General features: G+C 74.7%; 20 protein-coding genes, 1 tRNA gene and 1 riboswitch. Of the genes, 8 read left to right on the top strand and 13 right to left on the bottom strand.

Annotated elements, in window-relative coordinates; translation table 11 throughout:
* Nucleotides 1-53: 53 nt before the first annotated feature.
* Both pyk and ACY8FT_RS04045 read left to right on the top strand, forming a co-directional pair.
* Nucleotides 54-1,472 carry a pyruvate kinase gene (pyk, locus tag ACY8FT_RS04050; RefSeq protein WP_462417650.1) on the top strand — a complete coding sequence of 473 codons (1,419 nt, stop codon included), beginning with the start codon at nt 54-56 and terminating at the stop codon, nt 1,470-1,472.
* Nucleotides 1,473-1,496: 24 nt separating this feature from the next.
* Nucleotides 1,497-1,579: transfer RNA gene (locus ACY8FT_RS04045), tRNA-Leu, on the top strand.
* 31 nt (nt 1,580-1,610) lie between these two features.
* Here the strand turns inward: ACY8FT_RS04045 and ACY8FT_RS04040 are convergent.
* Entirely contained in the window at nt 1,611-1,973 is a 363-nt protein-coding gene (locus tag ACY8FT_RS04040) for a PaaI family thioesterase (RefSeq protein ID WP_462418392.1), read from the bottom strand.
* Nucleotides 1,974-2,109: 136 nt separating this feature from the next.
* Here ACY8FT_RS04040 and polA point away from each other — a divergent pair, with 136 nt between their 5' ends.
* Entirely contained in the window at nt 2,110-4,824 is a 2,715-nt protein-coding gene (gene polA / locus ACY8FT_RS04035) for a DNA polymerase I (RefSeq protein ID WP_462417649.1), read from the top strand.
* Nucleotides 4,825-4,854: 30 nt separating this feature from the next.
* On the opposite strand, the gene ACY8FT_RS04030 is transcribed toward polA, so the two are convergent.
* Complete coding sequence (locus ACY8FT_RS04030) at nt 4,855-6,549, bottom strand: formate--tetrahydrofolate ligase (protein ID WP_462417648.1); 1,695 nt, start codon at nt 6,547-6,549, stop codon at nt 4,855-4,857.
* A 291-nt stretch (nt 6,550-6,840) separates the two neighbouring features.
* Here ACY8FT_RS04030 and rpsA point away from each other — a divergent pair, with 291 nt between their 5' ends.
* Together rpsA and ACY8FT_RS04020 are read left to right on the top strand one after the other, a co-directional pair.
* Entirely contained in the window at nt 6,841-8,307 is a 1,467-nt protein-coding gene (rpsA, locus tag ACY8FT_RS04025; protein WP_462417647.1) for a 30S ribosomal protein S1, read from the top strand.
* A 116-nt stretch (nt 8,308-8,423) separates the two neighbouring features.
* On the top strand, nt 8,424-9,167 hold the full coding sequence (locus ACY8FT_RS04020; protein ID WP_462417646.1) for a cobalt-precorrin-6A reductase: 744 nt from the start codon (nt 8,424-8,426) through the stop codon (nt 9,165-9,167).
* Here ACY8FT_RS04020 and ACY8FT_RS04015 read toward each other — a convergent pair.
* The 7 genes from ACY8FT_RS04015 to ACY8FT_RS03985 are packed head-to-tail and all read right to left on the bottom strand — an operon-like array spanning nt 9,118 to nt 17,610.
* Nucleotides 9,118-10,071, bottom strand: a complete 954-nt coding sequence (locus ACY8FT_RS04015; protein ID WP_462417645.1) for a cobalamin biosynthesis protein CobD/CbiB — start codon at nt 10,069-10,071, stop codon at nt 9,118-9,120. The two genes, ACY8FT_RS04020 and ACY8FT_RS04015, sit on opposite strands and share 50 nt — an antisense overlap.
* Complete coding sequence (locus tag ACY8FT_RS04010) at nt 10,068-10,598, bottom strand: bifunctional adenosylcobinamide kinase/adenosylcobinamide-phosphate guanylyltransferase (protein WP_462417644.1); 531 nt, start codon at nt 10,596-10,598, stop codon at nt 10,068-10,070. The genes ACY8FT_RS04015 and ACY8FT_RS04010 overlap by 4 nt, the downstream gene beginning before the upstream one ends.
* Nucleotides 10,595-11,371 carry an adenosylcobinamide-GDP ribazoletransferase gene (locus ACY8FT_RS04005; protein WP_462417643.1) on the bottom strand — a complete coding sequence of 259 codons (777 nt, stop codon included), beginning with the start codon at nt 11,369-11,371 and terminating at the stop codon, nt 10,595-10,597. The genes ACY8FT_RS04010 and ACY8FT_RS04005 overlap by 4 nt, the downstream gene beginning before the upstream one ends.
* Nucleotides 11,368-12,354 (bottom strand): uroporphyrinogen-III C-methyltransferase, encoded by a 987-nt coding sequence (cobA, locus tag ACY8FT_RS04000; protein WP_462417642.1) that lies wholly within the window; start codon nt 12,352-12,354, stop codon nt 11,368-11,370. Before cobA ends, ACY8FT_RS04005 begins: the two co-directional genes overlap by 4 nt.
* The gene (locus ACY8FT_RS03995; protein WP_462417641.1) at nt 12,351-14,867 is read right to left on the bottom strand and encodes a cobyrinate a,c-diamide synthase; all 2,517 of its coding nucleotides are present in this window, start codon (nt 14,865-14,867) and stop codon (nt 12,351-12,353) included. Before ACY8FT_RS03995 ends, cobA begins: the two co-directional genes overlap by 4 nt.
* Nucleotides 14,864-15,478, bottom strand: coding sequence for a cob(I)yrinic acid a,c-diamide adenosyltransferase (gene cobO / locus ACY8FT_RS03990; RefSeq protein ID WP_462417640.1), 615 nt, complete (start codon nt 15,476-15,478; stop codon nt 14,864-14,866). The genes ACY8FT_RS03995 and cobO overlap by 4 nt, the downstream gene beginning before the upstream one ends.
* A complete protein-coding gene (locus ACY8FT_RS03985; RefSeq protein ID WP_462417639.1) occupies nt 15,478-17,610 on the bottom strand; it encodes a VWA domain-containing protein in 2,133 nt (710 codons plus the stop codon). The genes cobO and ACY8FT_RS03985 overlap by 1 nt, the downstream gene beginning before the upstream one ends.
* 50 nt (nt 17,611-17,660) lie before the next feature.
* Nucleotides 17,661-17,769: riboswitch (cobalamin riboswitch) on the bottom strand.
* A gap of 41 nt (nt 17,770-17,810) precedes the next feature.
* On the opposite strand from ACY8FT_RS03985, the gene cbiE reads away from it, so the two are divergent.
* The 3 genes from cbiE (at nt 17,811) to ACY8FT_RS03970 (ending at nt 20,255) form a co-directional block, all read left to right on the top strand.
* Nucleotides 17,811-19,055: a precorrin-6y C5,15-methyltransferase (decarboxylating) subunit CbiE gene (cbiE, locus tag ACY8FT_RS03980; protein ID WP_462417638.1), complete on the top strand. Its 1,245-nt coding sequence runs from the start codon at nt 17,811-17,813 to the stop codon at nt 19,053-19,055.
* Complete coding sequence (locus ACY8FT_RS03975) at nt 19,052-19,810, top strand: cobalt-precorrin-4/precorrin-4 C(11)-methyltransferase (protein WP_462417637.1); 759 nt, start codon at nt 19,052-19,054, stop codon at nt 19,808-19,810. The genes cbiE and ACY8FT_RS03975 overlap by 4 nt, the downstream gene beginning before the upstream one ends.
* 88 nt (nt 19,811-19,898) lie before the next feature.
* Nucleotides 19,899-20,255, top strand: coding sequence for a VOC family protein (locus tag ACY8FT_RS03970; protein ID WP_462417636.1), 357 nt, complete (start codon nt 19,899-19,901; stop codon nt 20,253-20,255).
* Between the two features lie 2 nt (nt 20,256-20,257).
* On the opposite strand, the gene ACY8FT_RS03965 is transcribed toward ACY8FT_RS03970, so the two are convergent.
* Genes ACY8FT_RS03965 through ACY8FT_RS03950 form a run of 4 tightly spaced genes read right to left on the bottom strand, consistent with a single transcriptional unit; the run spans nt 20,258 to nt 24,591 of the window.
* The gene (locus ACY8FT_RS03965) at nt 20,258-21,838 is read right to left on the bottom strand and encodes a precorrin-2 C(20)-methyltransferase (RefSeq protein ID WP_462417635.1); all 1,581 of its coding nucleotides are present in this window, start codon (nt 21,836-21,838) and stop codon (nt 20,258-20,260) included.
* Entirely contained in the window at nt 21,835-22,524 is a 690-nt protein-coding gene (locus ACY8FT_RS03960; RefSeq protein ID WP_462417634.1) for a precorrin-8X methylmutase, read from the bottom strand. Before ACY8FT_RS03960 ends, ACY8FT_RS03965 begins: the two co-directional genes overlap by 4 nt.
* Complete coding sequence (locus ACY8FT_RS03955; protein ID WP_462417633.1) at nt 22,511-23,653, bottom strand: cobalamin biosynthesis protein CobG; 1,143 nt, start codon at nt 23,651-23,653, stop codon at nt 22,511-22,513. The genes ACY8FT_RS03960 and ACY8FT_RS03955 overlap by 14 nt, the downstream gene beginning before the upstream one ends.
* Nucleotides 23,650-24,591 carry a GHMP family kinase ATP-binding protein gene (locus tag ACY8FT_RS03950; RefSeq protein ID WP_462417632.1) on the bottom strand — a complete coding sequence of 314 codons (942 nt, stop codon included), beginning with the start codon at nt 24,589-24,591 and terminating at the stop codon, nt 23,650-23,652. The genes ACY8FT_RS03955 and ACY8FT_RS03950 overlap by 4 nt, the downstream gene beginning before the upstream one ends.
* Nucleotide 24,592 lies beyond the last annotated feature (1 nt).

Here is a 24,592-nt window from a genome sequence, read left to right as displayed (position 1 = left end):
GGCAGCAGGGGCGGTGTCGGCCGGCCGTGGACGCGCACCGGAAAGGCCCAGCCATGCGCCGTGCCAAGATCGTCTGCACCCTCGGCCCCGCCTCCTTCGGGGAGCCCGTCCTGCGTCGGCTCGTGGGCGCCGGCATGGACGTCGCCCGACTCAACATGTCCCACGGCACCCGGTCGGAGATGGAGGGCTGGGTCCGCACCCTGCGCGCACTGGGGGAGGAGGGCGACCACGCCCTGGCGATCCTGGTGGACCTGCAGGGCCCCAAGATCCGCACCGGCACCTTCGCCGACGGCCCCGTCGAGCTCACGGCGGGGGACACCTTCACCATCACCACGCGGGACGTGGAGGGCGATGCCACGGTCGTGGGCACGACCTACCCGGGGCTGGCGGGTGATGTCAGCGTCGGCGACACCCTGCTGCTGGCCGACGGCAGCATCCAGCTGCGCGCCACCGAGGTGTCCGACACCGACGTCGTCACCACGGTCGAGGTCGGGGGGCCGCTGAGCGACCACAAGGGCATCAACCTGCCCGGTGTGGCCGTGAGCGTCCCCGCCCTCAGCGACAAGGACGCCGAGGACCTGCGCTGGGCCATGCAGCAGGAGGTCGACTTCGTCGCGCTCTCGTTCGTGCGCTCGGCCCGCGACGTGGTGGCCGTGCACGCGGTGATGGACGAGTTCGGCCGGCGCATCCCGGTGATCGCCAAGGTCGAGAAGCCGCAGGCCCTGGATCACCTCGAGGAGATCGTCGAGGCCTTCGACGGGATCATGGTGGCCCGCGGCGACCTTGGGGTGGAGATGCCCCTGGAGGACGTGCCGGTCGCGCAGAAGCGCATGGTCGAGCTCGCGCGCCGTCGGGCCAAGCCGGTCATCGTCGCCACCCAGGTGCTGGAGTCGATGATGACCAACCCGCGCCCCACCCGCGCGGAGGCCTCCGACTGCGCGAACGCCGTGCTCGACGGTGCCGACGCGGTGATGCTCTCCGGGGAGACCTCGGTCGGGGAGTACCCGGTCGAGTGCGTGGAGGTGATGACGCGGATCATCGCCTCCACCGAGGAGCACGGGCTGCACCACATCCGCCGGCTGACCAACCTGCCGCACACGGTCACCGGGGCGGTCACCGCTGCCGCGGTCGAGGTCGGGCACGACGTCGGGGCGGTCGCCTACGTGGCGTTCACGAGCACGGGCTCCTCCGCACGCCGGTTGGCGCGCACCCGCGTCACCGAGCCGGTGCTCGCCTTCACCCCCGACCCTGCGATCCGCCGGCGGCTGGCCCTGACCTGGGGCATCCGCACCGTGCTCGTGCCGCAGGTCGACACCATCGAGGAGATGTTCCGGCAGGTGAACGACGCACTGTCCGGGGACGAGCAGTACGCCCCGGGGGATCGGGTCGTGGTGGTGGCCGGGACGCCCATCGGGGTGCCGGGGAGCGTCAACACCATGCGGGTGCACGTGCTCACCGAGCCGGGGGCCTGAGGGCTACACTGACCCGCGCTGCCCGCCGGGGTGGTGGAACGGCAGACACGGAGCACTCAAAATGCTCTGCCCGAGAGGGCGTGCGGGTTCGAGTCCCGCTCCCGGCACCCTTGCCTCCCGGGGACGTCCGGTCCTCGCTCAGTCGCGCTGGCCCCTCGGCCGGTCGAGCAGGGCGCAGGTCAGGCGTGAGGTGCAGATGCGGCGGCCCGCGTCGTCGGTGATCGCGATCTCGTAGCTGGCCATCGTGCGGCCGCGGTGCAGCGGTGTGGCGACCGCGTGGACCGACCCGGAGGGCGCGGAGCGGTGGTGGGTCGCGTTGACCTCGACGCCCACTGCGGCGCGGTCCGGGCCCGCGTGCAGCGCCGCCGCGATCGAGCCGACCGTCTCGGCCAGCACGACGCTCGCCCCGCCGTGGAGGATTCCGTAGGGCTGGGTGTTGCCCTCCACCGGCATGCTCGCCGCCACCCGCTCCGGCTCCGCGTGGGTGATCTCGATGCCCATCCGCTCCGAGAGGGCTCCGGGGCCGGCGGAGAAGACGCGCGCGAGCTCCTCGGCGGGGGTGGTCGGGTTCTCGTCGGTGGTGCCCACGGTCGTGCTCCTTGGTCGGCTGTCGGTGTGGAGGCTTAGGCTGCCATGCGTGAATCGCCTGCTGCTGCTCGACGGACACTCGCTCGCCTACCGCGCCTTCTTCGCGCTGCCCGCGGAGAACTTCTCCACGGCCACGGGGCAGCACACGAACGCCGTGTACGGCTTCACCTCCATGCTCATCAACGTGCTGCGCGACGAGCAGCCCACCCACGTCGCGGTGGCCTTCGACCTGTCCCGGCAGACCTTCCGCACCGAGGAGTACGCCGAGTACAAGGCCGGGCGCGCCAAGACGCCGGACGAGTTCTCCGGGCAGGTCTCGCTCGTGCAGGAGGTCCTCGACGCGATGGGTGTGGCCCACGTGAGCAAGGAGGGCTTCGAGGCCGACGACATCATCGCCACGCTCACCACGCAGGGACGGCAGGAGGGCATGGAGGTGCTCATCTGCTCCGGGGACCGGGACGCGTTGCAGCTCATCACCCCCGAGGTGACCGTGCTCTACCCGCGCAAGGGCGTCTCCGACCTGGTGCGCATGACCCCCGAGGCGGTGGAGGAGAAGTACGGCATCCCGCCCGAGCGCTACCCGGACCTGGCCGCCTTGGTCGGGGAGTCGGCCGACAACCTGCCGGGTGTCCCGGGCGTCGGGCCGAAGACGGCGGCCAAGTGGATCGGTCTCCACGGCGATCTCGGTGGAGTGGTCGACCACGCGGCGGAGATCAAGGGCAAGGCGGGGCAGAGCTTCCGGGACCACCTGGACCAGGTGCTGCGCAACCGCCGCCTCAACCGGCTCGTGACCGACGTCGAGCTGCCGATCGCGCCGGCCGACGCGGCCTGGGAGACCTTCGACCGCGAGAAGGTGCACGAGGTCTTCGACGCGCTGGAGTTCCGGGTACTGCGCGACCGGATGTTCGAGTACCTCGGGCAGGAGGGGGCAGAGACCGCGGACTCCCTCGAGCTGGACCTGGTGGCCGTCCCCGCCGGGGGACTGGCCAACTGGCTCGAGGAGCAGGGGACGGGCCTGCTCGGCCTGGAGATGGTCTTCCCACCGGCCAGCACCGTCGCGGGGCGGCACCGCACCGAGCCGACCGGTGTCGCGCTGGCGGCCGAGGGGGCCACTGGCTGGTTCGACCTCGCCACCCGCACCCCGCAGGACGAGCAGGCACTGGCCGACCTGCTGACCGCCGGCACCGACCGGCTGGCCGTCCACGACGTCAAGCGGATCATGCACGGCGCCCGGGAGATCGGGCTGCAGCTCGACGGGGTCGCCACCGACACCGCCCTGGACGCCTACCTGGTGCGCCCGGACCAGCGCTCCTACGACCTGGCCGACCTGTGCCTGAGGCACCTGCACCGGGAGCTCCCGCCGGTGGAGGAGGACGACGCCGGGGAGGCCCTCTTCCACGCGAGCGAGATTGATGAACCCGGCGACGGCATCACCACCGCCGCCCGCTCGGCGGCGGTGCGGGCGACGGCCGTGCGGGAGCTCGCCCCCGTCCTGGAGCAGGAGGTCACCGCGATCGAGGCGACCTCGCTGGCGCAGGAGGTCGAGATCCCGCTGGCCCGCCGGCTGGTGGCCATGGAGGCGACCGGCATCGCGGTGGACGACGAGCGGCTCGACGCGCTGGAGCAGGAGTTCGGCGAGCAGGTGGAGCAGGCCAAGGCGGACGCGCACGCGGCCATCGACGACGACTCGGTGAACCTCGGCTCCCCGAAGCAGCTCCAGGAGGTGCTCTTCGAGCGGCTCGGTATGCCGAAGACGAAGAAGACCAAGACCGGCTACACCACGGACGCCGACGCCCTGGTCTGGCTGAGCGCCCGGGCCGAGGAGGGCTCGGCCGCCGAGGCCTTCCTGGCCGGTCTGCTGCGCCACCGCGACGTCACACGGCTGCGCTCGACCGTCCAGGGCCTGCAGAAGGCCGTCGACGAGGACGGCCGCATCCACACCACCTACCAGCAGACGATCGCCGCGACCGGTCGGCTGAGCAGCGTGGACCCGAACCTGCAGAACATCCCGATCCGCACCGAGGCCGGGCGCCGGATCCGTGAGGTGTTCGTCGTCGGCGAGGGCTACGAGCAGCTCATGAGTGCCGACTACAGCCAGATCGAGATGCGCATCATGGCGCACCTGTCCGGCGACGAGGGGCTCATCGAGGCCTACCGCTCGGGGGAGGACCTCCACAACTACGTGGGCGCCCAGGTCTTCCAGGTGGAGCCCTCGGAGGTCACCGCGGAGATGCGCGCCAAGGTCAAGGCGATGTCCTACGGCCTCGCCTACGGCCTGTCCGCCTTCGGCCTGAGCAAGCAGCTCGGCATCTCCACCGGGGAGGCGTCGGCGCTCATGGACGAGTACTTCGCCCGCTTCGGCGGGGTGCGCGACTACCTCCGCGAGGTCGTCGACGAGGCGCGCCGGACCGGGTACACGCAGACGATGCTGGGCCGCCGCCGGCCGTTGCCCGACCTGACGAGCACCAACCGGCAGCGTCGCGAGATGGCCGAGCGGATGGCGCTGAACGCACCCATCCAGGGGTCGGCGGCGGACGTCATGAAGGTGGCCATGCTGGCCGTCGAGGACCGGCTGGCCGCCGACAGGATGCGCTCCCGGGTGCTGCTGCAGGTGCACGACGAGCTCGTGCTCGAGCTCGCGGCCGGTGAGCAGGAGGCCGTCGAGGCCCTGGTCCGCGAGGAGATGGGCTCGGCCATGGAGCTCGACGTGCCCCTGGAGGTCAGCATCGGCACCGGGCGGACGTGGCACGCCGCCGCCCACTGACGGGCGACGGCGTGCGGGGAGCGGGACCGGTCAGAACAGCCCGACCACGGTCCCGTCGGCGTCGAGGTCGATCCGCTCGGCCGCCGGGTGCTTCGGCAGGCCCGGCATCGTCATGATCGAGCCGGCCAGCGCGTAGACGTAGCCGGCACCGGCCGCGAGGCGCACCTCGCGGATCGGCAGGGTCCATCCGGTCGGTGCTCCCTTGAGCTTCGGGTCGTGGCTCAGCGACATCTGGGTCTTGGCGATGAGCACCGGTAGCTCGCCGTAGCCGCGCTCGGTGTACTGGGCCAGCGCCTTCGCGGCGGCCGGGGCGATCTCGACGCCGTCCGCCCCGTAGACGCCGGTGGCGATCTTCTCGATCTTGGTCACCAGCGGGTCGGAGAGCTCGTAGGTGGGCGTGAAGCGTGCCTCGTCCTCGCAGGCCTCCACGACGGTGCGGGCAAGCTCGCGCGCGCCCTCGCCGCCCTCGGCGACGTGGGTGGAGACGGCCACCCGGGCGCCGGACTCCTCGGCGACGCGACGGATGACGTCGTGCTCGCTGGGGTGGTCGGTGGGGAAGGCGTTGATCGCCACCACCGGCTGCACGCCGAAGGAGCGGATGATCTCGATGTGCTTGCGCAGGTTGTCCGTGCCGGCCTCGACGTCGGCGGGCCCCTCGGCGAGCATCTCCGGCGGCAGTTCCTTGCCGACCTTCACCTGGAAGCGGTCGGAGTGCGCCTTGAGCGCGCGCACGGTCACCACCAGCACGGCGGCGTCGGGGGAGAGGCCCGCCGAGCGGCACTTCACGTTGAAGAAGCGTTCGGCGCCCATGTCGGCGGCGAAGCCGGCCTCGGTCACCAGGTAGTCACCGGTGCGGGCGCCCACGCGGTCCGCGATGACCGACGAGTTGCCGGTGGCGATGTTGCCGAACGGGCCGGTGTGGACGAGCGCCGGCGTGCCCTCGAGGGTCTGCATGAGGTTCGGCTTGATCGCGTCCTTGAGCAGCACGGCCATCGCGCCGGCGGCCTTGAGGTCCTCGGCGGTGACCGCCTCGCCGCCGCGGGTCCACCCGACGACGATGCGGCCCAGTCGGGCGCGCAGGTCCTCCAGCGAGGTGGCCAGGGCCAGGATCACCATGACCTCGCTGGCGGCGGTGATGTCGAAGCCTGACTGGCGCGTCACGCCGTCGGCCGGGCCGCCGTTGCCCTCGATGATGGCCCGCAGCGAGCGGTCGTTGACGTCCATCACCCGGCGCCACTCGACCTTGTGCAGGCCGAGCTCGTTACCGTGGTGCAGGTGGTTGGAGACCATCGCGGCCAGCAGGTCGTGCGCGGCCGTGACCGCGTGGAAGTCACCGGTCAGGTGCAGGTTGAGGGTCTCCATCGGCACCACCTGGGAGTAGCCGCCGCCGGCGGCACCGCCCTTGATGCCGAAGACCGGGCCCAGCGACGGCTGCCGCAGCGCCAGCACGGGGGAGTGGCCCTCCCGGGCGAGCCCCTGGGCCAGGCCCACGGCCGTGGTCGTCTTGCCCTCGCCGAAGGGGGTGGGCGTGACCGCGGTCACGACGACGTACTTCGCCTGCGGACGGTCGGCCAGCCGCTCGGCCGCGGCGGTGTCCACCTTGGCGACGTGCCGGCCGTAGGGCTCCAGCAGGTCGGCCTGCAGGCCCATCTCGGAGCCGAGCTCGTCCAGGGGACGCAGGTCGGCGGTGCGGGCGATCTCGATGTCCGGGGGGAGTGGCGTCATGACTGCATCCTGCCGCAGGCTCGGGTTTGGGGGAACCGGACCCTTGCAGGTAGGATCGCCGGGTCCATCCCGTGCACACGCACGCGCTTCCGGTCGGATCCATCCGCTCGGTCGGGCGTGCACCTGTGGGGGAGCGGACGCGGAGCCTCCCCGAGCACCACGAGACTTCGTCGAAGCATCGCACTGAAAACCGTCCATCCGGGCTCCCGAGCAACGGTCCGCGACACCCCCGGCAGCGGGGGGCGAGGACCCGGGCGCCCCATCCCAACTGTCCATCGGAGTTCCTACTACATGACTTCCACCCCCACCGCTGCTCCTGCCGCCGACTTCGCTTCGCAGGAGGAGCTGCTCGCCGCCATCGACGCGACGATGAAGAACTTCGACGATGGCGACATCGTCGAGGGCCAGATCGTCAAGGTCGACCGCGACGAGGTGCTGCTCGACATCGGCTACAAGACCGAGGGTGTCATCCCCTCGCGCGAGCTGTCGATCAAGCACGACATCGACCCCGACGAGGTCGTCGAGGTCGGCGACACCGTCGAGGCCCTGGTCCTCCAGAAGGAGGACAAGGAGGGTCGCCTGATCCTGTCCAAGAAGCGCGCCCAGTACGAGCGCGCCTGGGGCACGATCGAGCAGATCAAGGAGGACGACGGCGTCGTCACCGGTTCCGTCATCGAGGTCGTCAAGGGCGGCCTCATCGTCGACATCGGCCTGCGCGGCTTCCTGCCCGCCTCGCTGGTGGAGATGCGTCGCGTCCGCGACCTCCAGCCCTACGTGGGCCAGGAGATCGAGGCCAAGATCATCGAGCTCGACAAGAACCGCAACAACGTGGTCCTGTCGCGTCGCGCCTGGCTGGAGCAGACCCAGTCCGAGGTGCGCACCTCCTTCCTCAAGGAGCTGCAGCGCGGCCAGGTCCGCCCGGGTGTGGTCTCCTCGATCGTCAACTTCGGTGCCTTCGTGGACCTGGGTGGCGTCGACGGTCTGGTGCACGTCTCCGAGCTGTCCTGGAAGCACATCGACCACCCGGGTGAGGTCGTCGAGGTGGGCCAGGAGGTCACCGTCGAGGTCCTGGACGTCGACATGGACCGTGAGCGCGTCTCCCTGTCGCTGAAGGCGACCCAGGAGGACCCTTGGCAGCTGTTCGCCCGCACCCACGCCATCGGCCAGATCGTGCCGGGCAAGGTCACCAAGCTGGTGCCCTTCGGTGCGTTCGTGCGCGTCGAGGACGGCATCGAGGGTCTGGTCCACATCTCCGAGCTGGCCGAGCGCCACGTGGAGCTGCCGGAGCAGGCCGTGCAGGTGGGCCAGGAGGTCTTCGTCCGCGTCATCGACATCGACCTGGAGCGTCGCCGCATCAGCCTCTCGCTGAAGCAGGCCAACCAGGTGGGCGCCGAGATCGAGGACTTCGACCCGACGCTGTACGGCATGGCCGCCGAGTACGACGAGCAGGGCAACTACAAGTACCCCGAGGGCTTCGACCCGGAGACCAACGAGTGGCTCGAGGGCTACGACGCCCAGCGCGAGGCCTGGGAGAAGGAGTACGCCGAGGCCCACGCCCGCTGGGAGGCCCACCGCGCGCAGATCGAGAAGGCTGCGCAGGAGGACGCCGAGGCCGCTTCCGCCCCGGCCGCTGCCACCTCGTACAGCTCCGGTGGCCCCTCCGAGGACCAGGCTGCCGAGACCGGTGGCATCGGCGAGGGCACCCTGGCCTCCGACGAGGCCCTGGCCGCGCTGCGCGAGAAGCTCACGGGCAACTGATCGCCGTCGGCGGGCCAGCCGGCCCGTCCCGGTGACGCCTGACGGCCCCGTCCACCCCCGGTGGGCGGGGCCGTCCGCATGGGCCGAGCCGTTCGGGTCGGGGAGGAGGGATCGACGTGAGGGTGCTGCTGCTGGGCGGTACCGCCGAGGCGCGGGAGCTCGCCGCCCGGTTGGTCGACGAGGGGGTGGACGTCACCTCCTCCCTGGCCGGGCGGGTGTCACGTCCGCGTCTGCCGGTCGGCGACGTGCGCGTCGGTGGTTTCGGCGGCGTGGAGGGCCTCACCGCGGCCCTGCGCGACGGCGGCTACACCCACCTGGTCGACGCGACCCATCCCTTCGCCGTCGGCGTGCGCGCCAACGCCGTCCGCGCGGCCGCCGAGGCCGGGGTGCCCGTGGTGCGCCTCGCCCGGCCGGGCTGGGGTGGGCACCCGCTGGCGGGGGACTGGTCCTGGGTGGCCGACTGGCAGGAGGCCGCCGACGTGGCAGCAGGACTGGGGGAGCGGCCGTTCCTGACCAGCGGGCGGCAGACGCTGGCCCACTTCGGGCACTGGGCCGACCGGGAGGTGCTCGTGCGGGTGGTCGAGCCGCCGGCAGCCGGGGAGGTCCCGACGGGGTGGACGGTGGTACTGGACCGCGGGCCCTTCGACGTCGCCGCCGAGGAGCGCCTGATGCGGGAGCACGGCATCGACGTGCTGGTCACCAAGGACTCCGGCGGCAGCTACACCAGCGCGAAGCTGGAGGCGGCCCACCGGCTGGGGGTGCCGGTCGTGGTGCGTGCACGGCCACCGGCCCCGGCCGGGATGGAGGAGCTCAGCCGCGTCGAGGACGTGCTCGCCAGGTTGCGGCCAGACGCAGGCTGACTCCGGTGAGGAGCACCAGCCTCCCGATGCGACGGGTGGCCCGGACGGCGTGCGGGACGTCCCGGGGTGTCGGCGGGCGGCCGCTGCCCAGCACGCCGCGATCCTCGCGGACGCCGGCGTAGGTGGTCGTCCCCCCGAGTCGCAGTCCGAGCAGCTCGGCCAGCGCGGCCTCGACCGGCCCGGCGTTCGGACTCGGGTGGGCCGGGGCGTCGCGGCGCACCGTGGCGAGGACCCGTGGGGCACGCCGTCCCGCCAGCAGTGCGGTGGCCAGCACGCTGGCCCGGGCCGGCAGGGCGTTGAGCAGGTCGTCGCACCGGGCCGCGGGGGTGCCGAACCGGGCGTAGCGCGGGCTGCGGTGCCCCACCATCGCGTCGAGGGTGTTGCAGCAGCGGTGCAGCACCACCCCGGGGGCACCCGCGAGCAGGCCCCACACGAAGGTGGCCGCCACCGCGTCCGACTGGTTCTCAGCCAGCGACTCGACGGTGGCGCGCGCCAGCTCGTCCCGCCCCGCCTCGCGGGTGTCCCGGCCGACCAGGGACCGGATGCGCTCCCGGGCGCCCGGGAGGTCGTCGGCCTCCAGCAGGCCGTGCACCGCCAGGGCCTCGCGCTCCAGGGACCGGCCGCCCAGGGCCGCCCAAGTGACCGTCGCCGTCACGAGGCCCCGCCGCAGCGGACCCCCACGACCGGCCACGGCGACGAGCACCACGCACGGGGCGGCGGTGAGCAGCAGGTGCAGACCGCCCCTCCGCCGGCTGGGGGCGTACAGCCGCCGCTCCACCCACCCGGCCCAGGTGCCGAACCATGCCACCGGGTGGTGCCGTCGGGGGTCCCCGAGGGCCCGGTCCAGCAGGTAGCCGGCCAGCACGCCCACGGCCACGGGGTCGGGCCACGAGCGCCGGGTCATCGGGGCTCCTTCACCGTGAGGGGACACCCGGCCACGACGAGCTCCACCCGGTCGCAGCGGGCGGCGACCGCCTGGTTCAGCCACCCGAGCTCGTCGACGAAGAGTCGGCCCGAGGGGTACTCGGAGACCAGCGAGAAGCCGACCTCGCCGGTGACGACCACGAGGTCCTGACCGAAGGAGCCGACGGCCCCGAGGAGTTCGTCCACGCGTGCCTGCCAGGCGGGGCGCCACGCGGCGTCGGGCTGGTCCCACGCGCCGCACTCGGTGAGCACGGCCGAGACCCAGGTGCCGAGCTCGTCCAGGAGCACCGGCTGGCCGGCAGCGGCCAGCACCCCGGCGACGTCGGTGCTCTCCACGGTGGTCCAGATGGCCGGACGCCGTTCCCGGTGCCGGCGCAGCCGCTCGGCCCAGGCCGGGTCGTCGTGGGTGGGACCGGTGGCCAGGTAGGTCGCGGTCCGGTCGGCGAGGAGCGCCTCGGCCCGCGTGGACTTGCCGGAGCGGATGCCGCCGGTGACGAGGGTCCTCATGCCCAGGCTCCCGCGGTGAGGACCACCAGCAGGGCGGTCAGGGAGAGCTCGACGGCCGCGCCGAAGTGGTCGCCGGTGACACCGCCGACCGCCGACAGCGCGCCCCGCAGGAGCACCGCGCAGGTGACCACCAGCGCGAGCACGGCGGCCGGGCCCGCGAGCAGGGCGGACGAGCCCGCCCACCCCGCACCCAGCAGGGTGCCGGTCAGCACCAGCCCACACAGGACGAGAACCAGCAGGGCGGCAGGCGCGGGGACCGTGCCGGCCACCAGGGCACCGAGCCCGTCGGGGCGCGCCGGGTGGACGCCGCGGAGGGCCAGGACCGTGCAGGCTGCCCGGGAGGCGATGACGCACCCGGCGGCCGCCCAGGGTGAGCTGGCCGCGAGGGTCACCCCCTGGACGGTGAGGACGAGGACCACGGCGGCCACCCCCATCGGGCCGACGTCGCCGGAGCGCATGATGGCCAGGGCCCGGTCGCGGTCCCAGCCACCGCCCAGGCCGTCGACGGTGTCGGCCAGCCCGTCCAGGTGCATGCCGCGCGTGGCCCAGGCGAGCAGGGCCACCACGAGCAGCCCGCTGACGGGAGGGGGCAGCTCCAGCGCCCGGCCGACGGCCAGCAGCAGGCCCGCACCGGCGGCCAGCGGCAGCGCGGCGAGGGGGGCGAGCAGCATCGCCCAGCGTCCCTCGGCCCGGGTGGGGCTCCCGACGTCGCCGACCGGGATGCGGGTGAGGGTCCCCACCGCGAGCCGGAGCCCGCTCGCTGGGGTGCTCACGGCGCCACCAGTGCGTCGACGACCTGCCCGATGACGATCGTGACCGGTGCGTGCAGGCCCTCCGAGGCCGCCCGCTCGGCGGCGTCCGCGAGGGTCGCGCGCACCGTGCGCTGGGCCGGGGTGGAGCCGTTGGCCACCATCGCGACCGGGGTGGTCGGGGCGAGACCGGCCCCGCGCAGCGTGGAGCCGATGGCTGGCAGGTTCTGCAGGCCCATGAGCACGACGAGGGTCAGCCCGCTGGAGCCGAGGGCGCTCCAGTCCACCTGGCTGCGGGGATCGCCAGGTGGGACGTGGCCGGAGACGACCGCCACCCCCTGCGAGGTGCCCCGGTGGGTCACCGGGACGTCGGCCAGGGCCGGCGCCGCCAGCGCCGAGCTGATGCCGGGGACGACCTCGACGGGGACCCCGGCGGCGGTGCAGGCGAGCCACTCCTCGCCACCGCGCCCGAACAGGAACCCGTCGCCACCCTTCAGGCGCACCACCGTGCGTCCCGCGAGGGCGCGCTCCACCAGCAGCGCGTCGATGGCCTCCTGCGGCGTCGACTCCCCGCGGGGGATCTTGCCGACGTGCACGATCTCGGCGTCCGGGCGGGCCTCGGCGAGCACGGAGAGCGGGGCGAGGCGGTCGCAGACCAGGACGTCGGCGGTGCGCACCGCCTCCAGTCCGCGGAGCGTGAGGAGCCCGGGGTCGCCGGGGCCGCCGCCGACCAGCAGCACTCGTCCCCGGGGCTCCGACGAGGCACCGCGCTCTGCCGTGTCGGCCTCAGGGGCGGGCGACGCAGGGGCCGGCCCCACGCGGTGGACCACGTCGAAGGCCCACGGGTCGGGGTCGGTGGCGTAGGTGGCCCAGCCGCGGGCCACGAGGTCGTCGAGCCGGGCGGTGCGCCCGTCCGCGGGCACGTGCACCTGGGCCCCCTCCTCGGTGAGACGGGCCAGCAGTCCGGGGAGTGCAGGGCCGTCGCCGTGGACGAGCACGCGGGTCATCGGGGACCTCCGGTGGGTGAGAGGGCAGCGGCCAGGGCACGGAGCAGGCGGTCGGTGGTCTCGGGAGGGCGCACGGCCACGCGGATCCAGGACCCGTCGAGGCCCGGGAAGGTGTCGCAGCGGCGGACGGCGAACCCGGCCGTGCGCAGGGCGGCGTGGATGCCGTGCCCCACCCGGACGGTGACGAAGGGCGCCACAGAGGGCAGCGGGTCCAGACCGAGCGCCCGCAGGCCGGTCACGAGGTGCTCCCGGTGGGCGGTGACCTCGTGGGCCCATGCCTCGGTCCGCTCGGCCCCGGCCGGGGTGGCGGCGTGCTCGAGGGTGGCCAGCGCGAGGCCGTTCACCGACCAGTGCGGCTGCTGGCCGGCGAGGGCCGCGACGAGCTCGGGGTCACCGGCCACGTACCCGGCGCGGACACCGGCGACGCCCCAGGTCTTGGTCAGCGAGCGCACGACGAGGACCCCGCGCAGGGTCTCGTGGTGGTGGCGGTGCAGCAGCGACTCGGGCTCGCCGGGCACCAGGTCCATGAACGCCTCGTCCACCAGCAGCACGCGGCCCGGGGAGGCCAGAGCCAGAAGGTCCTCGGCAGGGTGCAGGCGGCCGGTGGGGTTGGTCGGGTTGCCGACGACCACCAGGTCCGCCGGGCCCTCCCGGGTGAGACGGTCCGCGTCGAGCACCGCCGTGGGGGAGGTCGGGTCGGTGTCCAGCACCAGAGCCCGGGCCGGGCGCCCCGCCCTGCGCAGCGCCTCGTCGGGCTCACCGAACTGGGGGTGCACAGTCACCGGGTCCGCACAGTCCACCGCGCGGGCGAGCAACGTGAAGGCCTCGGCGGCGCCGTTCGTGGGCAGCACGCACGCGGGGTGCAGGCCGTGGCGTGCGGCCACGGCCTCCCGGGCTGCGGCGGGGTCCGGGTAGGCGGCGGCGCCGGTCAGGGCGTGCTGCAGCACGGTGAGCAGCTCCGCCGGCGGCTGCGGTACGCGGACGTTGACCGCGAAGTCCTCCAGCCCCGGTGCGAGTTCGGCGTCCCCGTGGTGGTCCGCGCCGGGGACCTCAACGGGGCCCGCTGACCGCATCGTGCCGGGGGCCATCCCGTCGGGCGCGTGCTCGGTGGGTGGGGCCGGGACGGCGGTCGCGCGGTGGACGGCCTCGGCGAAGGCGCACCCGAGCTCCGGGTGGCCGACGGGGTGGGTGTGCAGGAACGACCCGTGCAGGGTGGGGTGACCCTCTCCGGCAGCGTCCAGCGAGAACCCGTCGGCGGCGTCGTCCCACTGCCAGGCCGCGGGTGATCCGCTCTGCTCCAGGCGGGTCCGGTGGATCTCGTGGCCCCGCACCGTGGTGCCCGCGGCGCACAGCAGCGTGTCGGCGGTGGCCGTGGCCTCCCGGTAGCCGAGCACCGAGCGCCGACCCATCCACGCACTGTCGGGCACGACGCCGCTCATCCGGTGGCCGTCCAGCGCGTCCAGAAGCAGGTGCATGCCGCCGCCCTCGGCCCAGGTGGGCAGCCCCGAGCGCACGGCGTCCGCCAGGGAGGCGAGCAGGGGAGTCCGGGCGGCCAGCTCCGCGGCGTGGTCCTCCGGGTACCCGCCGGGCAGCAGCAGTCCGCGGGCCCCCTCCGGCAGGGCGTCCGCGCGCAGCGGGTCGAACTCCACCGGGTCGAGGCCCCGGGCCCGCAGCAGCTCCAGGGTCTCCGGGTAGCAGAAGCCGAACGCCGGGCCGCCGGCGACGGCCACGACGGGGCGCTCCGGGGTGCCCATCTCGCCATCCGCTGTCGCGGGCTCGCGCCGGGGCGGCTCCCACGGGTCCGCCGACAGGTCTGGTGCCGTGTACGCCAGCTCGAGCACCGCGTCCAGGTCCAGGTGGTCGGTCACCACCTGCCCCATCCGGGCCACGGTGGCGGCACCGTCGTCCCGCTCGACGGGTACGAGCCCCAGGTGGCGGCTGGGCACGGCGAGCTCCGCGGAGCGTGGCACGACGCCGAGGACGGGCACCCCGGTGGCCTCGACGGCGTGCCGCACCTCCGCCGCGTGGCGAGCGGACCCGACACGGTTGAGCACGACACCGCCCACCTGCACACCGGGGTCGTAGGTGGCCAGGCCGTGCACGACCGCCCCGACCGTCCGGGAGGCCGACGAGACGTCCACGACCAGCAGCACCGGGGCTCCGATCAGGTGCGCGACGTGCGCGGTGGAGGACCAGCCCTCGGTGCCGAGCCGCCCGTCGAACAGCCCCAGGACGCCCTCGACGACCGCGACGTCGGCCGGCTCCGGCACGGTCGCCGAGCGCGCGAGCACCGAGTCGACGCGGTCGGGCTCCTGCAGCCACGGGTCGAGGTTGCGGCCCGGGCGTCCCGTGGCCGTGGCGTGGAAACGCGGGTCGACGAAGTCCGGCCCGACCTTGGCCGGTGCCACGGCGAGCCCGCGGGCGGTCAGGGCCGCCATGAGCCCGGTGGCCAGGGTGGTCTTGCCGTGCCCCGAGGCGGGCGCGGCGACGACCAGGCGGGGGAGCGGCCTCACCACTCGATGCCGCGCTGCCCGCGCTGCCCGGAGTCGAAGGGGTGCTTGACCTTGGTCATCTCGGTGCTGATGTCGGCGACCTCGAGCAGGGCCGGGTGGGGGTCGCGCCCGGTGATCACCACGTGCTGCGTGCCGGGGCGCTCGGCGAGGGTGGCGGCGACCTCCTCACCGTCGACCCATCCCCACTTGATGGGGTAGGTGAACTCGTCGAGGACGTACAGCCGGTGGCGCTCGTGGGCCAGGCGGCGCTGGATCTCGCGCCAGCCCTCCAGCGCGTCGGCCGCGTGGTCCTCCTCGGTGCCGCGGGTGCGCGACCAGGACCAGCCCGAGCCCATCTTGTGCCACTCGACGGGACCGCCCTCGCCGGTGGAGTCGTGCAGGCGACCGAGGGCCTCGAGGGCCTGCTGCTCGCCGATCTTCCACTTGGCCGACTTCACGAACTGGAAGACGCCGATGGGCCAGCCCTGGTTCCACGCCCGCAGCGCGAGCCCGAAGGCGGCGGTCGACTTGCCCTTGCCCTGGCCGTGGTTCAGCACGACCACCGGCTGGTGGCGGCGCTGGGCGGTGGTCTTGCCGTCACGCGGTGTGACGGGGGTGCGTCCCTGCGGCATCAGGCGGCCCTCCCTGCGGGTCGGTGGGTGGCCACGGCCTCGAGCAGGCCGTGGGCGGAGACGGTCTCCAGCGGAACGTGCGTGGCCCCCATGCGCGCGGCGAGGTCGGCGGCCAGGTGCATGCGGAAGCGGCCGGACTCGCAGTCCACCACCACCGTCTCGGTGGCGGTGGACTGCCAGGCGTCGGCCACGGCGCGGGCGCGCTCGAGGGCGTTCTCCCCGCTGGTGGCGCGACCGTCGGTCACGAGCACCACCAGCACCCGACGACGCGGGTCGCGCACGGCCTCCGACCGGAGCGTGGTGGCGGTGGTGGTCATCCCCTCGGCCAGCGGGGTGCGCCCGCCGTGGGGCACCTCGGCCAGGCGCGCGGCGGCCAGGTCCACCGAGGAGGTGGGCGGCAGCACCAGGCGTGCGTCCTGCCCGGCGAAGGTCACCAGCCCCACCTTGTCGCGACGCTCGTAGGCGTCCACCAGCAGGCTCAGCACGGCGGTCTTCACCGCGCTCATCCGCTGACGGGCGGCCATCGAGCCCGAGGCGTCGACGGCGAAGAGCACGAGGTTGGACTCCCGGCCGCGCAGCCGCGCGTGGCGCAGGTCGCCCGGCAGCACCCGCAGGCGACCGGCGCGCGCTCCCGGTGTGGTGGACCCGGTCGCGGGCGTGGTGGCGGCGCGGGTGGCCGCGGCCCGGACGGTGGCCGGCAGGTGCACGGGGCCTGCTCCGGTGGGGTCGGTGCCCACGCGCCTCCCGTGGGTGGTCTCGGCCTGGCTGCGTCGCCCAGCCGCCCCGTGCCCCAGGCCGCGGATCTCGAAGCGTCGGGTCCGGTAGGGCGCCGCCGCGGCCGCCAGCCCGATGCGGGCGGGGCCGGTCGCGTCCGGCGGTGCCTCCCCGGACGGCTCGGTCTGCTGCTCCCCGGGCGGGCCGTCCTGCCCGTCACGTGCGTTCGGGCCCTCGGAGGGCTCCTGCGCCCACGACGCGTCCGGGTCGGGCGACTGCCGGGGCGCCTCGCCCTGCCGGTCGCCCTCCTGCGCGCCAGACCCGTCACCGCCCGCGCCCTCGTCCGACGTGTCGCCCTCGTCTGCCGTGTCGCCGGGCTCGTCGCCGTCGGGGCCGTCCGTCGGGGGCTCGGGGTCCTCCTCGTCGAGCAGCCGGTCGAGCAGGTCCTCGTCCAGTCCGGGCGGGTCGAACGGACCGCGACGCCGGCGGTGGGCCAGCGCGAACCGCGCGGCGGCCCGCACGTCCTCGCGTTCCACCGTCGTGCGCCCCTGCCAGACGGCGTGGGCCGCCGCGGCCCGGGCGATGACGATGTCGGCGCGCATGCCGTCCACGTCGAACCCGGCGCACACCCGGGCGATGGTGCGCAGCGTCCGGGCGTCCAGCCTCACCGCACCGAGGGCCTCGCGTGCCGCCCGGATCCGTGCGGCGAGTTCCGCCTGGGCGGTGGCGTACTCGGCGCGGAACCCGGCCGGGTCGGCGTCGAACGCCAACCGCCGCTGCACCACCTCGGCACGCACATCCGGTTCGCGCGAGGCCGCCACGTCCACCGAGAGACCGAAGCGGTCCAGCAGCTGCGGCCGGAGCTCGCCCTCCTCGGGGTTCATCGTGCCCACGAGCACGAAGCGCGCCGGGTGCGTCAGCGAGATCCCGTCGCGCTCGACGGTGTTCGCGCCCATCGCCGAGGCGTCCAGCAGCAGGTCCACGAGGTGGTCGTGCAGCAGGTTCACCTCGTCCACGTAGAGCAGACCGCGGTGGGCCCGGGCCAGCAGCCCGGGGTGGAAGGCCGCACGTCCCTGCCCCAGCGCCTCGGCCAGGTCCAGCGCGCCGGCCACCCGGTCCTCCCCGGCGCCGACGGGCAGCTCCACCAGCCGGGTGGGGCGCGCGGTCGAGGCCGCGTCGTCGTGCGGCCCGTCGGGGCAGTCGGCGGCGGGCGCGTCCGGGGCGCAGGCGAAACGGCAGCCCTCCATGACCTCGACCGGCGGCAGCACCTCCACCAGGCCGCGCACGATCGTGGACTTCGCGGTGCCCTTCTCGCCGCGCACGAGCACGCCGCCCACCTCGGGGGCGATGCAGCTGAGCACCAGCGCGAGCGACAGGTCGTCGGCACCGACGACGGCGGTGAAGGGGTAACGACTCATGGGTCCTCCTGGCACGTGACCACGCGTGCCGACATCGGGACGCCGGCGCGGGCGCACCGGCGGTCTCGTGCGACGTCCTGACTCGCCCGACCGGGCTCACAGTGGCGGGACCGTTCCGGACTCCCACCGGATTCCTCGCACGCGACGGGCGTCATGATCGCACGCCGGGGTGCCGCCCCCGCTCGCATAGGGTGACCGCCATGATCGAGGTGGTCGGAGTGGGCGAGGACGGTCCGGCGGGCTGGTCGCCGGCGCTCGCCGCGCTCGTGGAGGCCGCCCCGCGGGTGGTCGGCGGGGCCCGCCACCTCGCGATGCTGGAGGCCCGCCCGGGGCAGGAGCGCCTCACCTGGCCCTCCCCGTTGCGTGCCGGCCTGCCGGAGCTCTTCCCCGACGCCGGCCGTGACGGCCTGACGGTCGTGCTCGCCTCCGGCGACCCGTTGCGCTCCGGCGTCGGCACCACCCTGCTGGAGGAGTTCGGCCCCGAGGTGGTGCGCGTCCACCCGGCCCTGTCGTCGGACACCCTCGCCCGTGCCCGGATGGGGTGGGCCGCCGAGTCCTGCGAGGTGGTCACGGTCGTCGGTCGCGATCCGCGGCGTCTGCTGCCGGTGCTGGCCCCCGGCGTCCGGCTCGTGGTGCTCTGCTCCGACGGCACCGGCCCGGCCGAACTGGCTCGTCTGCTGTGCGAGACGGGCTGGGGGAGCGCGCAGCTGACGGCCCTGTGGCACCTCGGTGGGGAGCGCGAGGGGCGCCGTGCGGCCACCGCCGAGGCCTGGGGCGACGAGCCCACCGGTGATCTCGTGGTGCTGTGCGTCGAGCTGCCCACGTCCGGGCCCACGGCCGGCGCCGGTCCGGTGCCCGGCCGGCCCGACGAGCTGTTCACCGACGGCGGCATGATCACCAAGCGCGACCTGCGTGCCGCCGCCCTGGCACGCCTGCGGCCCACCCCCGGCGCGGTGCTGTGGGACCTGGGGGCAGGGTCCGGGGCGGTCGGCATCGAGTGGGCGCTGGCCGCCCCCAGGGCTCGGGCGGTGCTCGTGGAGCGCGACCCGCACCGTGCCGAGGCCGCCGATCAGGCCGCCGCCCGCCTCGGGGTGGGTGACCCCGTGACCGTGCTGCGCACCACCACCGCGGAGGCCGTGGCGGATGCCGAGCTGCCCACCCCGGACGCGGTCTTCTGCGGCGGGGGAGTGACCACCGAGGTCGTCGACGGCGCCCTGGCCCGCCTGCGCCCCGGTGGCCGGGTGGTCGCCCACGGCGTCACCGTGGAGACCGAGCAGGTGCTGCTGGCCGCCCAGGCCCGTCACGGCGGCGAGGTGAGCCGCACCGCCATCGAGCGGCTGGCCCCGCTGGGCGGGATGCACGGGTGGACGCCCGCGCGCACCGTCACCACCTGGAGCCTGGTCAAGGAACTCGACACCCACCCCGATCGCGAGGGAGCCCCGTGACCGTCCACTTCATCGGAGCCGGCCCCGGCGCCGCCGACCTGCTCACCCTGCGCGCCGTCCGCCTGCTGGAGGGCGCGCAGGTGTGCCTCTACGCGGGCACCTACCTCGACGACGAGGTGCTGGCCCACCTTCCCGACGACGCCCGCCGGGTCAACACGCAGTCGATGACGCTGGACGAGATCACCGCCGAGCTCGTGGCCGCCCACGCCGCCGGGCACGACGTGGCACGGCTGTGCTCGGGCGACCCGTCGGTGTACAGCGCCGTGGCCGAGCAGACCCGCCGCCTCGATGCCGAGGGCGTGCCGTGGGACGTCTGCCCGGGCGTGCCGGCCTACGCCGCCGCCGCGGCTGTCGTGGGGCGGGAGCTGACGGTGCCGGAGGTGGCGCAGTCGGTGGTGCTCACGCGCGCCCAGAGGGACTCGACCCGCATGCCGGCGGGGGAGGAGCTCGCGAACTTCGCCCGCACCGGGGCCACCCTCGTGCTCCACCTGGCCATCCGCCACACGCGCCGGCTGGCCGAGGAGCTCACCGCGCACTACGGGGCGGGGTGCCCGGTGGTCGTCGGCTCACAGGTCAGCCAGCCCGAGGAGCTGATCCTGCGCGGGACCCTGGCCGACATCGCCGACCAAGTAGAGGCGGCGGGGCTGCGTCAGGCCGCCGTGATCCTCGTCGGACCCTCTCTGGTGGCCGACGGGTGGGGCGCGCAGGACTTCGTGGAGTCCCACCTCTACAGCTGCGACCGCCGCCGCGCCTGAGCGGCCCCGACCCGACGGCGCCCGAGGGTGCTCAGGGGTCCGTCCCTCTGCCACGCTGGGGGCACCACCCGCGCACCCGGAGGCGAGCATGGACCAGCCCACCCTGAGCATCCGCATGATCACCGTCGACTGCCACGACCCGTCCGCGCTGGCCGCCTTCTGGGCCGCCGCCACGGGCAGCGAGGTGGTGGCCGACCACGGCGAGTTCGTCATGCTGGGCACCGACCCGGCCCTGGGCTTCCAGCGGGTGGAGGACCCGACGCCGGGAAAGAACCGGCTCCACCTGGACGGGGGCGGGGAGGACCGGCAGGCCCTCGTCGAGCGTCTGCGGGATCTCGGTGCCACCGTGGGAGAGACACACACCGTGCCCGGTCTGACATGGACGACGCTCACCGACCCCGAGGGCAACGCCTTCTGCGTGGGCGAGCAGACCCCGCTCGACTGAGGTCAGTCTTCGACGTACCGCGGCGTCCAGACGCGCCCGTCATCCGCCACGCGCGTGCTGCGGGCGCCGACGAGCACCAGGCAGCCCATGTCCACGGTCCCGGGGTCGAACGACGCGAGGTCGGTGACCTCCAGCGCCTCGCCCTCCCTGCTGACCTGCCGGGCCACGGCCACCACGTGGTCCCCGGGCAGCTCCTCGCGCAGCACGCCGACCACCTCGCCCAGCTGGTGCGGACGGGAGCGGGACCGCGGGTTGTAGAACGCCATCGCCAGGTCGGCCCGGGCACAGGAACGCACCCGCTCCAGCACGACCTCGAGCGGCTTGAGGCGGTCCGAGAGCGAGATGAGCGCGTGGTCGGCGCCCAGCGCGGCGCCGGCGAGTGCCGATGCCGCGTGGGCCGCGGTCACGCCCGGCACCACGGTGACCGGCACCGCGCCGAGGGTGGCAACGGCGGGGTCGGCGTTCGCCGCGGCCACCTCCCGGGCCTCGAAGACGGCCGAGGCCATGCCGAACACGCCGGCATCGCCCCCGGAGACGACCACCACCCGGTGATCGGCGGCCGCGAGCTCGAGGGCCTGCCGCCCGCGGTCCACCTCGACGGTGTTGCCGCTGGGCAGGCGCACGAGCCCGTCGCGCTGGGGCACACGGGCCAGGTAGGGGGCGTAGCCGATGACGTGCGTGGCGGCTGCCAGCACCGCGTCTGCCTGCGGGGTGCGCAGCGCCTCGTCACCGGGGCCAAGCCCGACCACGTGCAGGGAACCGGAGCCGACAGCGTCGGTCCCATCGCCGGCAGCACCGGGCGAGGTGGTGCCCGCCGCACCGGTGGGACCAGCAGCCAGGTCGCCGGCACCCCGGCCGGCGGCATCGGCCCGCCGGTCCTGACCCGGCACGACCACCAACGCCATGTACGGCACCGTCGCCGGGTCCACCTCCGCCACCGGCAGCACCCGCTGCGTGCCCCGGCTCGCGTGCTCCACGTAGACGGCCCGCTCCAGCACCCCGGCCTGCCGCAGTGCCTCGCGGACGGCGGGGAAGGTGCGCCCGAGCTTCATGACCACCGCGGCGTCGGTGTCCGCCAGCCTCCGGGCCAGCTCCTCGACGGGCAGCGTGCCGGGCAGCACGGTGAGCACGTCCTCGTGCCGGCACAGACCCGTGCCGATCGCAGCACTCGCGGCCGAGGGGGAGGTCACCCCGGGCACGACCTCGACAGGGAACTCCTCACCGAGCAGGTCACGGACGTACATGGGCGAGCCGTAGAACAGCGGGTCGCCCTCGGCGAGCAGCACGACGTCGCGCCCCGCACGCAGGTGCTCACCCAGCCGGCCGGCGCACTCGGCGTAGAAGGCCGCCATCCGCTGGTGGTAGTCCTCGGCCGACCCGGTGGTGACCGGGTAGACGAGCTCCTCCTGCGTGGCGCCCTCGCTGATCAGGTCGGCCACGATGGCGCGGGCGGTGCTGGGCCGCTTCGGGGCGCGGTGGAAGGCCACCACCTCGGCAGCGCGGATCAGCCGCTCGGCCTTGCGTGTGATGAGTTCCGGGTCGCCGGGGCCCACCCCGACGACGTGCAGACGCCCGGTGGTCACAGGATCTCCTGCTCCGTGGCCAGCGCGTTCAGCGCAGAAGCTGCCAGAGCCGAGCCCCCACGCCGCCCGTGCACCGTCAGCCAGGGCACCTGGCCGTCGGGCAGGTCGGGGTCCTCCAGGCGGTGCTCGGCCAGGGCCTCCTTGGACTCCGCGGCGCCGACGAAGCCGACCGGCATGCCGACGATTGCCGCCGGGCGCGGCGCGCCGGCGTGCAGCATCTCCAGCAGGTGGAACAGGGCGGTGGGCGCGTTCCCGATGGCGACCACCGCGCCCTCCAGCAGCGGCTCCCAGAGCGATACCGCGGCCGCTGAGCGGGTGGTGCCCCAGGTCGCGGCCAGCCCGGCGGTGCGCTCGTCACGCAGCAGGCAGTGCACGGCGTTGTCCGCGGGCAACCGGCTCGGGGTGATGCCGGCGGCCAGCATCCGGGAGTCGGTGAGGATGGGGGCACCAGCCCGCAGCGCACCACGGGCCGCGTCGACCACGTCCGCGTGGCCGGCGATGACCCGCGGCAGCTCCACGTCCCCGACGGCGTGCACCATCCGGACGGCCACCGGGTGCAGCGCCGCAGGCAGGTGGCGCAGGTCGGTCTCGCGGCGGATCGTCGCGAAGGACTCCCGGTAGATCGCGCGCCCGTCGGTCTCGTAGGTGTGGACCCGGGGCGGGGCCGTGGGTTCAGGCGTGGGCACGCAGGGCCTCCGTGACGTCGTCGGGCGAGGTGGGCAGCACCACCGTGGCGCCGGCCGGGCGGCCGCAGGCGCGGTCGCATCCCACCACATGCACCGCGGGCCCGGAGGCCGAGGTCGGGCTCTGCTCGACGGCCTGGCGCGTGAGGTCGAGTGTGCGCACCTCGGTGCGCGCGCAGGAGGGGGCGCCGATGCAGGCCGTGACGCGGCACAGGGGGTGGTCCGGCTCCGTGAGGAGGCTCGCGTCCTGCAGCGCCTCCTCGGCGCCGGTCGGGGCGTCCCGCAGGACCACGGAGCGACTCGGGGTGACGACGACGGTGCCGGCGTCGGGTCCGTCATCGGTCCACGCGGCGGCGATCGCCTCGGCGTGGGCAGGGGTGAGCAGGCCGAGGGGGACCGCGACCACGAGGTCCCGCCCGTCGGCGGTACGCCCCGGCTGCAGGGGCCGCCCCGGTGCGGTGGGCAGGGGCTGGCCGTCCTCCACGGCCGGCCAGTCGTCCAGCACCGGTGAGTCGGCCGACAGGTCGCGCACGTTCCACGTGCCCGCATCGGCACGGCGGGCCAGGAAGCGACGGGCCAGGGCCACCACGGCCCCCGGCGCCTCACCGCGCGAACAGGGGCGGCGGCGTCCACCGGCGATCAGCTCACCATCCGTGGGGGAGCCGCCCTCACGGGACGCCAGGGGCTGCCAGGCCACGTCGAACGGCAGGTCCAGGTGGGTGCCCTCGACGTCGGACAGCACCGTGAGCCAGCGCCCGGGCAGCTCGGCCAGGTCGGGGCAGGCCACGACCGCAGCGTCGACGGCCTCCACCAGGTCGTCCAGCCCGCGGTCCGGCGCGGCGACGAGGGTGCGGGCCCGTTCGTGGCTGTCCGAGGGCAGCAGCCCCAGGTCGCGCACGGCGGCCTGGAGTGCGCCCGGCACCGGGTCCGGCAGGCCCCGCAGCTGCAGGGAGCCGCGCGAGGTGAGCTGCAGGAAGGGGGCGCCGTGCTCCGCGGCCAGGTCCGCCAGCCGCGCGAGGTGCTCGGCCGGCAGGCGACCGCCGGGGACGCGCACCCGGACGAGATCCCCGTCGGCGGCCCGGTGGGGGCGCAGCAGCCCGGGACATCGGTCGGTCTGGTTCGGCGTCCTCACGGGGTGATCCTAGGAACCCCACCCAGCGGGACGGTCCAGGTGGGCGACCCGGTGAGCTGCCGCAGCCAGTCGGCCACGTGGTCGGCCGGGTCCGGGCCACCGTCCGCTGGGGGCGGCGGCAGCAGCACCCCGGCCACCGTGCCGCTGTGCGCCACCTGCACCCCGAGGCCTCCCCAGCGGGTGTGCTCGTCCAGCACCCGATGCAGCACCGGGTCGGGATGGTGCCGAGCGTGCACCCGGGCGCTGCGCGTGGCCACCTCCGCGACGAGGGCGAGGTCACCGTTGTGCAGCGCGTGCCCCAGGTCCTGGACCAGACGGCCGAACTCGGTGATCTCCCGCTGCGAGTAGCGCGGGAGGGCACGGTCGGCGGTCTCCACGCCCGGGGAGGCCGGCGCGAGGTCCAACCCGACCACCCGGCCGGCCGGAAGCGCCGGGTAGCGCTCCAGCAGCTGGCCGCTCCGATGCGCGAACAGCACCGGGCCGTCCCACATGAGGGGGTCGGAGGCGCCCTCCACCTCCACGGCCACGCGCGCCAGCAGCCCTGCCGGCAGCACGGCCTCGAACGCGTCCGCCACCGCGCGGGCCGTGGCGAGCACGTCGGCCGTCGAGGAGCCCAGGCCACGACGGCGTGGGGCCGAGGAGTCCAGCTGCAGCAGGCCTCCGGTTCCCGTCCGGCCGAGCTCCGCCAGCACCCGGTGCACCGTCGCCACGGCCCGCGGGTGCTGCTCTCCGGCACCCCGGCCCGTGGCGCGCACACGCAGGGCCTCATCGGGGACGGGCTCGAACACCGCTCGGCTGCCGAGGTCCGGGTGGGGGAACGTGACGAGCACCGGCACCACACCGCTCGCCCGTGGCACGACCCCCTGCAGCAGCTCGCCGTGGTGCGCCGGGCTCCAGCCGTGGCCGCGCCGCACAGCCCGCTGTCGGGTGTCCTCCACG

It is taken from the genome of Kytococcus sp. Marseille-QA3725 (assembly GCF_054950055.1).
This window is presented reverse-complemented; position numbering and strand designations above follow the sequence as displayed.